This is a genomic window from Candidatus Ruthia magnifica str. Cm (Calyptogena magnifica) (assembly GCF_000015105.1).
In the GTDB taxonomy this organism is placed as follows: Bacteria; Pseudomonadota; Gammaproteobacteria; order PS1; family Pseudothioglobaceae; genus Ruthia; species Ruthia magnifica.
This window is the reverse complement of record NC_008610.1, coordinates 144,844-158,692: the sequence shown is the minus strand read 5'-3', so window position 1 is coordinate 158,692 and position 13,849 is coordinate 144,844. Positions and strand designations below refer to the sequence as shown.

Here is a 13,849-nt window from a genome sequence, read left to right as displayed (position 1 = left end):
TACTTTTGAGTCATGTCAAAAATCAACTTATTAACCACCGCCATTATTATAATACTTCTTAGTTCTTGTGGATTTCATCCGCCATATAAAAACTCAGAAATAAACGCCTCTATTACCAGCAGCCGTAATAATGCTTTTGCTGATGAGTTACAAAAGCGCTTTAATCAAAACATACCTCAAACTCTAGTTGTTCAAGTGGGCACTGAAAATCAAAATCAACGTACGGCTTTATATACTTCGAATAATGAAGCTAGCAGTTATACACTAAGCTTAAGCATACCTATTAAGGTCTTTAATCAGCGTAAAAAACTATTACTATCTCAAACCTTCAATGCTAATACATATCTGAATAAGATGAACGTATCCCAAGCAAACAGACTGCAAATTGAAGAGGGTTACCAGCAATTGCGTCATTTAATTATCAAACAACTGTTAAGAAAATTATTTAAACTTAATGAAAATTAAACCGCAGCAACTTAATATTCAATTAGTCAACAAACTTGATACTATTTATTTTATTTTTGGTGCGGAAATATTACTCATTGAACAAAGTTTAGCGCAAATAAATAAAACAGCAAAAAAAGTTGGGTTTGACGAACGGATAAGTTTTGATATTGATGCTAATTTTGATTGGAATCAAATCTTTAGAGAAATCTCAGCCGTTTCTCTTTTTTCACCGAAATGTATTATTAAATGTCGACTAAAGACAGGGAAAATCGGCATTAAAGGTGCTAAAGCATTGACTGAAATTGCCAGCACTCTGCCTGATGATATTTTATTGATTGTTTCCACTGGAAAACTGGACATGGCACAGCAAAAGAGCAAATGGTTCAAAACACTAGAACAGCTTGGTACTGTTGTTCAGCACTTCGAAATGCAAAGCAATCATTTGGTTGATTGGATTGCAAATCATATGGCCGAATTAGGACTTGAGGCCAATACAGAAATTGCACAAAGTATTGCTTTTTGCACAGAAGGCAATTTGACTGCTTCTATGCAAGAAATTCAAAAACTAAAAATGGCTTATCCAAATGGTAAAATTAACACACAAGAATATCTTGAACAAGCTAATCAGCAATCTAAATACACTGTTTATGGCTTAATTGATGCAGCTTTATTTGGCAATAGTAATCAAGTTAATAAAATTTATCAAACCTTAATCTCTGATACGATTATGCCAATTCAACTAAGTAATTCCTTATACCTAGAAATTAAATCAATAATCGAGATGTCAGTTGAACTTATACAAGTGAAAAATATTAATATAGTCTTGCAAAATAATCGAGTTTGGAATAAAAGAAAACCTATTATTACCAATATATTAAAACGCCATTCTTATCAGCGTTTGCAAAAATTATTATTATCACTAGGACGTATTGATCGCTCAATCAAGGGTATGGATAATCTTAATGTCATTGATGAATTACACACATTATTACTAAGCTTGGCTGGAAAGACACAATGGACTCAATAAAAAATTTAATCGTTACACTAGGTGAAAATGCAAAAAATGCTGCAAAAACATTACGTTGCGCTACAACGGTGGCTAAAAATAATACACTAATTAATATTGCTAGTCAAATTGACCAAAATAGAGCAAGCATATTTAAAGCTAACAATCAAGACCTTGTCAATGGCAAAAATAAAGGGTTGGAAACGACTCTACTTGATAGGCTCATGCTTGATGAAGAACGTCTTAATGGCGTTATTGAAAGTTTGAATCAAATTATAAATCTACCCGACCCTATTGGTGAAATTACAGATTTAAAATATCAACCGAGTGGTATTCAAGTAGGCAAGATGCGCGTACCACTTGGTGTATTAGGAATTATTTATGAATCTAGACCTAATGTCACTATTGATGCTGCAGCACTTTGTTTAAAATCAGGCAATAGTGTCATTTTACGTGGCGGATCAGAAGCCATACACTCCAATTATGCGCTTTATACCTGTGTCAGGCAAGGCATAAAACAAGCAGGACTTAATGAAAATTGCGCACAACTCATTAACACTCAAAATCATGAAGCTGTTATTGAGTTGGTTAAAGCAAGTGATTATGTTGATGCTATTATCCCTAGAGGCGGTAAAGGCTTGGTTGAAGCCATTAGTAACAGTGCCAAAACACCTGTTATCAAGCATTTAAATGGTATTTGTCACACTTACATTGATAAAGATGCCGATAAAAAAAAAGCCATCAGCATTGCCTTTAATGCTAAAACGCGCCGTTATGGTGTATGCAATGCCACTGAAACCTTACTAGTACACGCCTGTGCAGTAAGCAGAATACTACCCAAGTTGATTGCACAATACTTAACAAAAGGAGTGGAATTACGCGGCTGTAAAGAGACTCTAAAACTATCAAATAAAATCATCGCAGCCACAGAAAAAGATTGGAATACAGAATATTTAGATGCAATTTTATCCATCCGTATTGTCAATTCAATGAGTGAGGCCATTAAACATATTGATAAGCATGGTTCAGGTCACACTGAATCAATCGTGAGTGAGAATTACACTCGTTCGCGCCGTTTTATCACCGAAGTAGATTCTGCTTCAGTCATGATTAATGCTTCTACTGGCTTTGCCGATGGCTTTGAATATGGTTTAGGTGCAGAAATTGGTATCAGTACTGACAAATTCCACGTACGTGGTCCTGTTGGCTTGGAAGGATTAACTTCACAAAAATTTATCGTCTTAGGTGACGGGCATATTAGACAATAAAAAACATGGAAATAGAGCAAGCACTGGCTATTTTTACGCGTGGCGCTGATGAGACATTACCACTTGATGAACTCAAGAAAAAACTTAAAAAAAGTAAGCCACTGCGCATAAAAACAGGCTTTGATCCAACTGCGCCTGATTTACATTTAGGACACACAATTTTAATCAACAAACTCAAGCAATTACAAGATTTAGGGCATGAAATATTGTTTTTAATTGGCGATTTCACCGCCATGATTGGCGACCCAACAGGCAAGAGTAAAACTCGCCCGCCACTTTCACGAGAACAGATTCAAGAAAACGCTAAAAGCTACACTAAACAAGTATTCAAAATCTTGGATAAAGACAAAACCACAGTTGTGTTTAACTCACAATGGATGGACAAAATGACATCAATGGAATTTATCCAACTCGCTAGTAAACAAACAGTCGCTAAAATGTTAGAACACGATAATTTTTCCAAACGCTATAAATCAGGGCAAGCTATTTCTATCCACGAATTCTTATACCCATTGGTTCAAGGCAATGATTCTGTTGAACTAAAAAGCGATGTAGAAATCGGTGGTACGGATCAAAAATTTAACTTATTAGTAGGCAGAGAATTACAAAAACAAGCAGGACAAGAGCAACAAGTTATCCTCACCATGCCGATTTTAGAAGGTTTGGATGGCGTGCAAAAAATGTCAAAATCCTTAAACAACTACATCGGTATTGACGATACACCTGACGAGATGTTTGGAAAAATTATGTCAATTTCTGATGAGTTAATGTGGCGTTATTTTGAGTTACTCAGCTTCCAAAGTTTAAAGGTAATTACTGATTTAAAACAAGCAATGATGCAAGGTAAAAATCCAAGAGATATTAAATTTATCCTAGCTGATGAGATTATCACCCGCTTTCATAATATTGATACCGCCAAACAAATGCAGCAAAATTTTATTGATCGCTTTAGTAAAAATCAAATGCCTGATGAAATGGATAAATTCAGTTTTAAAGCCGGTATAAAAATTGCTAATTTACTCAAAGATACTGGACTTTGCTCCAGCACCTCAAACGCCTACCAAATGATTAACCAAGGTGGTGCCAAAATCAATGGTAAAAAAATCACAGACAAAAACCTTGAACTAGAAACTGGTACAAATATTTATCAAGTAGGCAAACGTAAATTCGCAAGAGTGACAATTCAATAAAAAGTGTTATAATTCCACATTTGGGGATGACATGGCTTCGACGAGGAGTTGGATCTCAAGGACGCATGCCGAGGATAAAGACAACTCGTAAAATACGCTTTAAAAAAATAGTTGCAAACGAAAACAACTACGCTTTAGCTGCATAGCTAACCGTCGCTTAAAAGTTGTCTGTACTTTTAGGATGACGGTCGCTCACAGACTCGCTAGAATTATTTTTTTCACGTAATTCGGTTAAAACTTGTTGGAAATCGCTACTTACATCCCTGATGGTCGGGCAGTAAGGCAGCTAACTAAAATAGACCAAGCTAAGCATGTAGACTTCTTGTTTGAAAGTTTTCGGACGCGGGTTCAATTCCCGCCATCTCCACCAAACTTGATTTAGACCCGTTAGAAGCCCCTGTAATACTGAACGGCAGGAACATTTCGGCGGTTCAAAATCCTTTTAACTTGCTATACTTCAGAGGTCTAACGAATACAAGTTTTTGTATTCGTAACTTTTATATCAAATCTCCATTTATCCAGGCTTCATAAGGATTGCTAATAAAATCTAGCACACCATTCAATGCGATTCCAAAATTAATCTCTCTTATCCATTAATGAATGTTTATTTTGTAGAGTATTTCTATATTCTTCCTTTTCTGTAATACTCCTTCAGTCTATCAACCAAATTAGAAATATCTTTATCTAACTTTGATATTTCCTTTGTATAAGTCTTACGCTCTATCTGTAACTTCCCAACTCTAGCATTATAAAGTTCTCGAGTGATTGCCTTTAAAAGCTCTATTAAAGGCTTTTGCAGTCGCACTCTTCAATAATTCAGAAAAATCACTCTCTATAGATTCTCTTTTAATACTTTTATTCCCACAGGAGCAGTTATTATTCTTACATCTACAATATGGATGCTTTTATATTTCTACCTGTTGAGCAATTGGCTGTCATATATTCATTACATTCGTAATATTTTACACCCCAAAGAGGAAAGTCTATATGCTTGTCTTGCTTGTAATACCTTACTTTATTTGATAATTTATTCTGTATCTTAAAAATAGGTTTTCTTTGAGATTAAGGCTTCGTAATGACCTTGAAGTGCCTCAATCCACCACTTTTAATACTCAATTATTTCTGCATATAAAGACTTGCTCAACATAAAATTCATGAGTGCTTTTTCTTCATTGTTTATAAGGTCTGACAAAATTCCATGCTTTCTAACATTAAATCTAGTGATACTTTTCCCCCTAGCCTCTATTTCTTCAACTTCACTATTGCTTAAATCGTACTCTTTCAAATACTCTTGACACTTTTTAAGATACCACCATAAGAAAATCTCCTTATGACAGAATTCTAGCTCATCCAATAATTCATACTATTTGCTTCAATCACCTCCAATGCTTTTACTTATTCAATAACATTCAGGGTTTTTTAAATTTTTTCTTGCTCAATAACTTCCATTAAGTAGCATTTTCCGTCTTTAAATTTCTGCACACTTTCACCAAACTTCATATTGCTTGATACATAATCTTCAATTTCAGCTACTTTTAACAATCTTTTCTTTTTCCATACTCATCCATTTTAGCGGTAATTTCACTGTTATTCTCCAACCTTAAAACCGCTAGTAGTTTCAGTTCATCATCTGCAAGGACAAATGATTTCGTTTTATCTGATAAGAATTTACTCAAAATATTGTTCAAATTAATATTAATATACGAATCCAAATTGGCAAAAATAGAGGCTACCTCCATATCTAACTCTGATGTTATTTCTGAGCATCCATTTTTAAATGCCACAAGATGTGTTTGACTTTTTGATACTAGCTCACACCTATAAACTGCATACTCAAAATTAGTTAGACTGTAGTTATTTTCAATAATAGGCTTTGACATTTTTTTCTCTAATTTTCTTGATAATATCAAGAGATACCCCATAATGACGCAATTCTATAATTCCTTTATCACGCCAATGATTTAAAACTCTATAACTAATATCTACACCCTTTATAGAAAAATATTTCTCTCTTCGACGCCCTAAATGATTCTTAAATGATGGTTACTTATCCATAACAGAAAGAAGTGTGTACAACTCTACCATGGAAAATTCGCCCCTGATAAACCTACAAGAATCTTTATCTATTTTATTCATAATTATTTAAAAACATACATGTATGTATAGTTTGCAGAAGAATGTCAATACTAATTATAAATGCTCTTAATAAACCATAAGGAAAGGTGATTAAGCCACCCTTTCAAATATCATTTAAAGTAGTAACGAATGAAATGAAGTACATTAGTCAGGCTCAGTCTGGGCACTTAAGCATCGAAAAACACCCAATCAAAGGGCGTTAGAGTTTCACAATTAACTATAATTGATGTTAATTAAACACTCAATCAAGTATGCTTTTTAACTCATATGAGTTTATCTTTGTTTTTTTACCGATAACCTTCTTTATATATTTCTACCTAAATCACAAAAGGCTCACAGAGGCTTCAAAAGGATTTTTAGTATGTAGCAGCTTATTCTTCTACAGTTGGTGGAATGTCGCTTACCTGCCAATCATACTATCATCAATGGTATTTAACTATGTTATTGGTAGAAGCCTTAATAAGACGTGTAAAAATAAGAGTAAAGGGTTTTCAAAAAAATCAATTCTAATTTTTGGTATTGTTTTCAATCTCTCATTGCTTGGTTATTTTAAATATACTGATTTTTTAATAGAAAACTTTAATCTTGCTTTTGGCTCCAACGCCGAACTTTTACAATTAGCGCTACCGTTGGCAATCTCATTCTTTACCTCTCAACAAATAGCCTACTTAGTTGATAGCTACAGGCAAGAAACTAAAGAATATGACTTCTTAAACTACGTACTATTCGTAACATTCTTTCCGCAGTTAATTGCAGGTCCAATTGTTCATCATAAAGAGATGATGCCGCAGTTTGCGAATACTAGAAACAAAGTAAAGAATTACCGAAACATTGCAATGGGGCTGTTCATATTCTCAATTGGCTTATTCAAGAAGGTTGTTATTGCTGATACTTTTGCAGTGTGGGCAACTCAAGGTTTTGACGTGGCAACAACTTTAAACCTATTTGAAGCATGGGCAACATCCTTATCGTACACATTCCAACTATATTTTGATTTTAGTGGTTATACAGATATGGCAATCGGCTTGGCTTTATTGTTTAATATCAGACTTCCTGTTAACTTCAACAGTCCGTACAAGGCTACCGACATCCAGGACTTTTGGAGAAGGTGGCATATGACCTTAAGCAGGTTCATGCGAGACTATGTATACATACCTCTTGGTGGCAACAAAAAGGGTAAATTTAGAACCTATAACAATCTAATGGCAACCTTTGTAATAGGTGGACTTTGGCATGGCGCAGGATGGACTTTTATATTCTGGGGGTTCCTGCATGGGCTAGCTCTAATGGTTCAAAGATTTTGGAGTAAGTTAGGCTTCAAACTTTGGATTTGGTTGGCTTGGTTAATTACTTTTAATTTTGTCAATATTGCTTGGGTATTTTTTAGAGCAAGAGAATGGGATGATGCTGTTAAGGTTTTAGGGTCAATGTTTAGTTTGGATAATATTGTCATAAAAGAAACATTTTCTAATAAATTAAATTTTTTATCTGAATATAACATTCAATTTGGTGAAGTTATGAAGATGACTAATGATGGCTCTGATGTTATAAAGTGGATAATTTTTGGCTTTATATTGATATTAGTATTCAAAAATTCTCTGGAAAAAACAAATAAATTCAAGTCAAATATATGGCATCTACTTATCCATGTTATCGTGCTATTTACTGCGTTAACATCACTTAATACAGTATCAGAATTTTTATACTTTAATTTTTAGTAAAACTTATGAAAGAGAAAAAATATTTATACATTTTCAGCTTACTAATTATATTATTAATAGGATTTCATTTTATTACCTGGAATCTCATTACAAAAGAATTTTTTATACATAAAGAGAATATAGATGTAGGAGACTTAGGAAGAATGTCTTACTTATCTAAATCATTGACATTAAGAAAAAATAAGCAAAATTTACCAAATAAACATATTCAATATAACGACAATGTAGAGATAGATATTCTTACTATTGGCGATTCATTTTCATATGGCAAAGGTGGAGGGAATAACAAATATTATCAAGACTATATCGCAACTACTCAAAATTTGAAAGTAATGAACATACAACCAAGCGGTAAAGGCTATATTGAAACGATATTAATATTAAGTAGTAATGGCATATTAGATAAATTAAACCCCAAAAGTATAATTTTACAATCAGTTGAAAATGGGGCTGTTGATAGATACGCAAAAATCATAGATTGGGACATAGGCTTAAAAAATATCTCTACATCATTTTTAGATAAAAAATATAGTCATTCTAAGCCTAACCCATCATTTATAAACAATCTAAACTACAATGCTCTATTGTATTCATTATTATACAAATATGATGATAATGCTATTTTTTCAAAGACTTATATAACGCCCTTGATAAAGAACTTATTTAGTTGTGAAGATAAAGATAGGTTGTTATTTTATTATAAGGATTTGGAGAGCTTATCAAAATCAAATAATAAGTCAATTGATTTATTAAATAAGAATTTGAATAAACTACAAAAAATATTAAGTGAAAAAAATATTAACCTATACTTTATGCCGTCAGTTGATAAATATAACCTTTATTCAAAATATATTCAACATAACAAATACCAGCAAAGCGCATTTTTTGAAATATTAAGGCCACTAAAAAAAGAATACAATTTTATTGATACCAAAATGATATTAGAGGAGATGTTAGACAATAATATATCAGATGTATATTATTGTGATGATACTCATTGGAGTTTCAAAGCAAGTGAGGAAATATTTAAGCAAGTAAGACTTAAATAAATACTAATATAAAATTAGTCAAAGAAAGCCAGCTGTTATTATGGCGTTACAAGTTGTAATTATCAAAATCCTACTTGATATACAAGGGATAGTTTATTAAAATATCTGTGCCAACTTTTGAAACCCCCTCCTCAGTAAGGTAAGTGTACTTTAAGGCCTTTTTTTATTAATACAACCGTGCTTGGTTCTATTAATTACATGTGAGTAGAATATACATCTTAAAAAGGGGTTTAATGATTATCACGTAATAATATTGTGCAATTCTATAGCTAGACAGCTTGATGCTCTAACTCTAGTATCTTAGCGGAGTCTAGTATATAGTCGTATAATTGGTTCCAGTTGGCCGACAGAATCTCCACAAAATCAAGCTATTATTGGCTATTTGCTAAAAATACGTCAATTAATCGTGAATCGAATAACACAAGCTACACTACCTTTTTGTAAACCTACTACAAATAAGCAACACGTATTGGGATTATCAGCGGGTGTACATTCGTATACTCGAATACTCGAATATTTTAGCCTGATGTTTCAATTAAATATTCTAAGTTTTGCACGACTATTTTAATGCTCATTGTAGTTATTTTTCCCAACAATACAGCGTGTATCCTGAGAAAGTAGTGTAATAATAAATACAGTTAATTTAATTCTCATATTATTTTTCTTGTGGATTTTTTATTGAACTTACTATCCAAAAAACCTTTTTTATTGTTTAATTTGTTTTTTTTAGAATTCCTATTTTTACCGTATTTAAGCTTATTATAATTCTTATTTTTTTTGGTTTTTGGTGATAATATTTTTTTACCAGATTCTGGCAAATTGTACTCTGGCACAAATCCTTCTACCATTATACGATCTAATTTATTTTGAATGAGACGTTCAATATCAAATAATTGCTTAGCTTCATCAACACTAACTAATGAAATTGCTTCACCTTTTGAACCAGCACGACCAGTACGACCAATACGATGTACATAATCTTCTGGCACACGTGGTAGGTCAAAGTTAACGACATGTGGCAATTGGTCAATATCAATACCCCTTGCTGCAATATCAGTTGCTACTAACACGTTCACCTTAGCATTTTTAAAATCTGCCAAGGCTCTTGTGCGTGCACCTTGACTTTTGTTGCCATGAATAACAGTTGCACTAATTTTTTTCTTTTCTAATTGAGTAGCAATTCGATTTGCACCATGTTTAGTGCGGCTAAATACCAGCACCTGATACCAACTATGTTCTTGAATAAGGTATATTAATAGCGCTTGCTTTTTAAATTTATCAACAGGATGAATCCACTGCTTTACAGTTTTAACAGTGGAATTTCTCGGAGTAACTGATATTTCTACGGGGTTGTTAACCAGACTCTTTGCTAGTATTCGAATATCATTAGAAAAAGTGGCTGAAAACATGAGTGTTTGTTTTTTTTGCGGTAAAATCTTTAGAATTCGTTTAATATCATGAATAAATCCCATATCTAGCATTCTATCTGCTTCATCAAATACAATGATTTCTAACGTATCAAATTTCACTGCATTTTTAGAATATAAATCTAATAACCGTCCTGGTGTAGCAACTAAAATATCAACGCCGTCACGTAACTTTCGCATTTGTGGATTAATCTTTACACCTCCAAACACCACGCTTGATTTAAACGATAAATATTTACCATAAATCGTTACACTATCGCTGACTTGTGCGGCTAATTCACGCGTAGGAGTTAGGATTAGCATACGAACCTGATTGAATTTTATAGGACTACATTTTGATAATATTTCAAGAATAGGCAGGATAAATCCTGCTGTTTTACCCGTGCCAGTTTGGGCGGCAGCCATGACATCTTTGCCTTCTAAAATAGCTGGAATAGCTTGAGCTTGTATTAATGATGGCTCTCTGTATCCTTGTTGTTCTATGGCTTTAAGAATTGAATCAGACAAGCCTAATTTTGAAAAATCCATAAGAGAATATTTTAAATAAAAACAGGAATTTTACATTAGCATCCTATAATAGATATATGAATAAATATCAGGTTGTCAAAAATCCGTCTGAGGGGCTCCATATTCATTATATGGGAATTTGTAAATACAATTAATCTAACTATTGTGTCGGTTGTAAGCGTCATAGTGATGAAATCACACATTGGGTTAATTATTCAGCTACGATACGTTTGAACCCTTATAAAGGGATCTTAAAGAGCGAAATATCGATGAATGAATGCCAACCCTTATTGTGTAGTGAGTTAATTTAGATAAACATTGATTGTTCTGAGTCTAATCAAAGACTATATAGAAGATTGTTCAGTTTATTGTTATCCAATTAATATTATTATTGATATAGACTTTAATCAACAAGTGCGTTTTACAAGTGACGTATGAAAATGAATAGACTTTAAAAAAATTTAAACATCCTCTTCTGGCGTACGTGTTTTAATACTAAGCGCATGAAGTGTACCGTTGGTAATTTCTTCATTCATAACAGCAAGTACCATTTTTTGCCTAGCTAATAGTGGCATCCCCTCAAAAATTGATGAAACCACTTTTGTTGAACAACTACAACCATCACCCCCCATGGTAACTGTTGAATTTTTTATACCCATTTGAATTTTTGCTTGAATCTCTTCTAACGTCATTACCTATGCTCCAAACACACCTTTAAGTGCAAAGAAAAATAAAATAGACATGATTGCACCTGCTGGTAGGGTAATTAACCAAGATAAGAAAATCATATTAATAACCCGCATGTTAAGTGCCGCCACACCCCTAGCAATACCAACACCCAATACTGCCCCTACTAAAACTTGCGTGGTTGACACAGGAATGCCTGTTGATGAGGCTAAAACTACCGTTGTTGCAGCGGCCAATTCAGCAGCAAAGCCACGAGAAGGAGTAAGTTCTGTAATACCTTTTCCGATAGTTTTCATCACTCTAAATCCATAAGTCACCAAACCAAATACAATGCCACCACCACCAACCAATAAAATCCACGAAGGCACAACACTTTTTGAGGTAATACCTCCACCAACTTCCACAATACTATAAACTGCAGCCAGTGGTGCAATAGCATTGGCAACATCGTTAGAACCATGTGCAAATGCCATGGCAGATGCGGTAATCACCATAAGCACAGCAAAAAGCTTTTCCATATTTGCATAATGAAAATCTTTATCGTCCTTAGGGTCTATCTTGATATGTTTCATAAGAAACGCAGCAATTACAGCTGCCAAAATACCAACCGTAACTGCAATCATCATACTTAAAGAGGTATCTTTAGAGATATATTTTAAAGACTCAACATGTTTAAGGCCTTTAAACAGCGTGACCAATGCAATGATAAAACCAACAAAAAATACATAAAATGGCAAATATTTTTTAGCATTTGCTAGCAGATCTTTTGTGTCAATCACCAAAGATTGTAAACTTTTAAAGATAATAATAGCCAGCGTACCAGCAAGCACTGGAGATGCCACCCAACTCATTATAATTTTAATCACTTTATCCCAAGCAACCGCATCAACACCCACACCTACCGCACCAAAACCAACAATGGCGCCAACAATTGAATGCGTTGTAGAGACTGGCCAGCCTAGAGATGAAGCAATCAATAACCATGTACCTGCCGCTAAAAGCGAAGCAAGCATGCCATATACTAATAAATGTGGGCTATCGGTAAATAATGCTGCGTCCAAAATACCTTTACGAATAGTGGCGGTTACCTCTCCACCCGCAAGAATTGCACCTGCAAATTCAAAAACAATTGCAATAACAACTGCTTGTCTAAAGGTAATAGCACCAGAGCCCACCGAAGTACCCATGGCATTAGCAACATCATTAGCACCAATACCCCAAGCCATAAATAACCCAAATCCAATCGCCAGCATAATAAAAATATCAGCATAATTTACAACAACATCCATGATAGTCTCCTTATCTTGCTAGTAGCACTTCTAGTCTTGAGCCAACTTTTTGCGCAGCATCTGCAAGCTCACCCAACCATTCCACAGCACGATAATAAAACATAACATCAACAGGTGGTAAACTAGACTCTAATGGAAATAATTTAGCACGAATTTCATACTGAATTTTATCAGATTTGCTTTCAAGTTTATTCACATCTTTAATAATAGAGCCAATAACCTTACGTTCACGACTACCAAATGCAGTTTCTAACAACTCATCCAATTCATTAACAGCTTTAAGCGCCATAGATGATGTTTTGATACAAACCTTGGTTAATTCTATCACATCATCAAAAATCTCATCTGGCAAAGCCATCTTACGATTAATCATCAAACCAGAAACATCCTTAGTAATGTTGGCAATAGAGTCTTGAATCAGCAATAAATCAAGCAAATCTCTGCGTGAAAAAGGCATCATAAATGTTGAGGGCAAGCTCAAACGTAACTTCTTTTTAAGAATATCCGCTTCACCTTCTTTGGCACCGATATCGCTTCTAATTTTTTCAGCTTGTGCCCAATTTTGAACATGGATAGCAACCATAAAGCCGTTGAGTTCTAAAATGCATGAATGCACTTGTGTCATATGTTTTTGTAATGGGCTAATGGGTGATTTACCAAATAGACCGTCAATTATATTTTTAGCCATCTTTTTCCTCTTTTCATTTGCCTTGTTTTTTCTAAAATCTTTAGATACAAATTTTCTATCAAAAAAATGAGTTATCAACCTTATTCTTTTAAATGCCAAGCTTGTCTACTCTTCGTCAAATAAAATGCGTTGTCCCTCTCCTTCTAAATCATCAAACTGACCGTTCTTAACGCTTATCATTAAAAGAATAACAAGAACAACGCCAACAAAAATCATACTGGGAATTAACCAACAAATTACATTCATCTTCCTTCCTTTTTTTACTAAAAAGCAACATTAATATGTTTTATTTTTTAACCATAAATAAGAATTTTCTCATAAAACAAAAAACATATTAATGTTGCTTTTTAGTAAAAAATGTCTATCAATTCATTACAAAACTAACTCAAATACATTCAAACAACAAATATAAAAGTGGTAAAAGATAAAAATGT

Annotated in this window: 15 protein-coding genes, 1 other RNA gene and 1 pseudogene; 9 read left to right on the top strand and 8 right to left on the bottom strand. The window is 33.6% G+C overall.

Going from position 1 to position 13,849, the window contains the following annotated elements:
- Window positions 1–12 precede the first annotated feature (12 nt).
- The 5 genes from RMAG_RS00725 (at window position 13) to ssrA (ending at window position 4,281) form a co-directional block, all read left to right on the top strand.
- The gene (locus RMAG_RS00725; RefSeq protein ID WP_011737555.1) at window positions 13–465 is read left to right on the top strand and encodes an LPS-assembly lipoprotein LptE; all 453 of its coding nucleotides are present in this window, start codon (window positions 13–15) and stop codon (window positions 463–465) included.
- Window positions 455–1,474, top strand: a complete 1,020-nt coding sequence (gene holA / locus RMAG_RS00720) for a DNA polymerase III subunit delta (RefSeq protein WP_011737554.1) — start codon at window positions 455–457, stop codon at window positions 1,472–1,474. The genes RMAG_RS00725 and holA overlap by 11 nt, the downstream gene beginning before the upstream one ends.
- The gene (locus RMAG_RS00715) at window positions 1,462–2,721 is read left to right on the top strand and encodes a glutamate-5-semialdehyde dehydrogenase (protein WP_011737553.1); all 1,260 of its coding nucleotides are present in this window, start codon (window positions 1,462–1,464) and stop codon (window positions 2,719–2,721) included. The genes holA and RMAG_RS00715 overlap by 13 nt, the downstream gene beginning before the upstream one ends.
- A gap of 5 nt (window positions 2,722–2,726) precedes the next feature.
- Window positions 2,727–3,911: a tyrosine--tRNA ligase gene (tyrS, locus tag RMAG_RS00710; protein WP_011737552.1), complete on the top strand. Its 1,185-nt coding sequence runs from the start codon at window positions 2,727–2,729 to the stop codon at window positions 3,909–3,911.
- 22 nt (window positions 3,912–3,933) lie between these two features.
- Window positions 3,934–4,281: a transfer-messenger RNA gene (gene ssrA / locus RMAG_RS05510) on the top strand.
- A gap of 735 nt (window positions 4,282–5,016) precedes the next feature.
- On the opposite strand, the gene RMAG_RS00700 is transcribed toward ssrA, so the two are convergent.
- The 3 genes from RMAG_RS00700 to RMAG_RS00695 all read right to left on the bottom strand — a co-directional run bounded on the left by RMAG_RS00700 (window position 5,017) and on the right by RMAG_RS00695 (window position 5,791).
- Window positions 5,017–5,265, bottom strand: coding sequence for a hypothetical protein (locus RMAG_RS00700; protein ID WP_024792048.1), 249 nt, complete (start codon window positions 5,263–5,265; stop codon window positions 5,017–5,019).
- Between the two features lie 65 nt (window positions 5,266–5,330).
- Window positions 5,331–5,453: a hypothetical protein gene (locus tag RMAG_RS06105; RefSeq protein ID WP_268745580.1), complete on the bottom strand. Its 123-nt coding sequence runs from the start codon at window positions 5,451–5,453 to the stop codon at window positions 5,331–5,333.
- A complete protein-coding gene (locus RMAG_RS00695) occupies window positions 5,447–5,791 on the bottom strand; it encodes a hypothetical protein (protein ID WP_148196275.1) in 345 nt (114 codons plus the stop codon). Before RMAG_RS00695 ends, RMAG_RS06105 begins: the two co-directional genes overlap by 7 nt.
- Window positions 5,792–6,298: 507 nt before the next feature.
- Between RMAG_RS00695 and RMAG_RS00690 the strand changes: the two genes are divergently transcribed.
- Both RMAG_RS00690 and RMAG_RS00685 read left to right on the top strand, forming a co-directional pair.
- Complete coding sequence (locus RMAG_RS00690) at window positions 6,299–7,765, top strand: MBOAT family O-acyltransferase (RefSeq protein WP_011737550.1); 1,467 nt, start codon at window positions 6,299–6,301, stop codon at window positions 7,763–7,765.
- An 8-nt stretch (window positions 7,766–7,773) separates the two neighbouring features.
- Window positions 7,774–8,817 carry a hypothetical protein gene (locus tag RMAG_RS00685; protein WP_011737549.1) on the top strand — a complete coding sequence of 348 codons (1,044 nt, stop codon included), beginning with the start codon at window positions 7,774–7,776 and terminating at the stop codon, window positions 8,815–8,817.
- 650 nt (window positions 8,818–9,467) lie between these two features.
- Here the strand turns inward: RMAG_RS00685 and RMAG_RS00680 are convergent.
- Complete coding sequence (locus tag RMAG_RS00680) at window positions 9,468–10,772, bottom strand: DEAD/DEAH box helicase (protein ID WP_011737548.1); 1,305 nt, start codon at window positions 10,770–10,772, stop codon at window positions 9,468–9,470.
- A 146-nt stretch (window positions 10,773–10,918) separates the two neighbouring features.
- On the opposite strand from RMAG_RS00680, the pseudogene RMAG_RS06210 reads away from it, so the two are divergent.
- Window positions 10,919–11,062 (top strand): annotated as a pseudogene (locus tag RMAG_RS06210) (hypothetical protein); the annotation flags it as partial.
- 7 nt (window positions 11,063–11,069) lie between these two features.
- On the top strand, window positions 11,070–11,189 hold the full coding sequence (locus tag RMAG_RS06205; RefSeq protein WP_148196273.1) for a zinc ribbon domain-containing protein: 120 nt from the start codon (window positions 11,070–11,072) through the stop codon (window positions 11,187–11,189).
- A 23-nt stretch (window positions 11,190–11,212) separates the two neighbouring features.
- Here RMAG_RS06205 and RMAG_RS00675 read toward each other — a convergent pair whose 3' ends face one another.
- The 4 genes from RMAG_RS00675 to ccoS form a co-directional block, all read right to left on the bottom strand.
- On the bottom strand, window positions 11,213–11,443 hold the full coding sequence (locus RMAG_RS00675) for a BolA family protein (protein ID WP_011737547.1): 231 nt from the start codon (window positions 11,441–11,443) through the stop codon (window positions 11,213–11,215).
- 3 nt (window positions 11,444–11,446) lie between these two features.
- A complete protein-coding gene (locus tag RMAG_RS00670) occupies window positions 11,447–12,727 on the bottom strand; it encodes an inorganic phosphate transporter (RefSeq protein WP_011737546.1) in 1,281 nt (426 codons plus the stop codon).
- A gap of 10 nt (window positions 12,728–12,737) precedes the next feature.
- A complete protein-coding gene (locus tag RMAG_RS00665) occupies window positions 12,738–13,415 on the bottom strand; it encodes a TIGR00153 family protein (protein WP_011737545.1) in 678 nt (225 codons plus the stop codon).
- A gap of 105 nt (window positions 13,416–13,520) precedes the next feature.
- Window positions 13,521–13,661 (bottom strand): cbb3-type cytochrome oxidase assembly protein CcoS, encoded by a 141-nt coding sequence (ccoS, locus tag RMAG_RS00660; RefSeq protein ID WP_024792051.1) that lies wholly within the window; start codon window positions 13,659–13,661, stop codon window positions 13,521–13,523.
- Window positions 13,662–13,849: the final 188 nt, after the last annotated feature.

Excerpts from the sequence above, each read along its gene's own strand:
- RMAG_RS00690 (WP_011737550.1), top strand. The coding sequence starts at position 6,299 with ATGCTTTTTAACTCATATGAGTTTATCTTTGTTTTTTTACCGATAACC.
- RMAG_RS00685 (WP_011737549.1), top strand. The coding sequence starts at position 7,774 with ATGAAAGAGAAAAAATATTTATACATTTTCAGCTTACTAATTATATTA.
- tyrS (WP_011737552.1), top strand. The coding sequence starts at position 2,727 with ATGGAAATAGAGCAAGCACTGGCTATTTTTACGCGTGGCGCTGATGAG.
- holA (WP_011737554.1), top strand. The coding sequence starts at position 455 with ATGAAAATTAAACCGCAGCAACTTAATATTCAATTAGTCAACAAACTT.
- RMAG_RS00725 (WP_011737555.1), top strand. The coding sequence starts at position 13 with ATGTCAAAAATCAACTTATTAACCACCGCCATTATTATAATACTTCTT.
- RMAG_RS00665 (WP_011737545.1), bottom strand. The coding sequence starts at position 13,415 with ATGGCTAAAAATATAATTGACGGTCTATTTGGTAAATCACCCATTAGC.
- RMAG_RS00675 (WP_011737547.1), bottom strand. The coding sequence starts at position 11,443 with ATGACGTTAGAAGAGATTCAAGCAAAAATTCAAATGGGTATAAAAAAT.
- RMAG_RS00695 (WP_148196275.1), bottom strand. The coding sequence starts at position 5,791 with ATGTCAAAGCCTATTATTGAAAATAACTACAGTCTAACTAATTTTGAG.
- RMAG_RS00680 (WP_011737548.1), bottom strand. The coding sequence starts at position 10,772 with ATGGATTTTTCAAAATTAGGCTTGTCTGATTCAATTCTTAAAGCCATA.
- RMAG_RS00670 (WP_011737546.1), bottom strand. The coding sequence starts at position 12,727 with ATGGATGTTGTTGTAAATTATGCTGATATTTTTATTATGCTGGCGATT.
- ccoS (WP_024792051.1), bottom strand. The coding sequence starts at position 13,661 with ATGAATGTAATTTGTTGGTTAATTCCCAGTATGATTTTTGTTGGCGTT.
- RMAG_RS00715 (WP_011737553.1), top strand. The coding sequence starts at position 1,462 with ATGGACTCAATAAAAAATTTAATCGTTACACTAGGTGAAAATGCAAAA.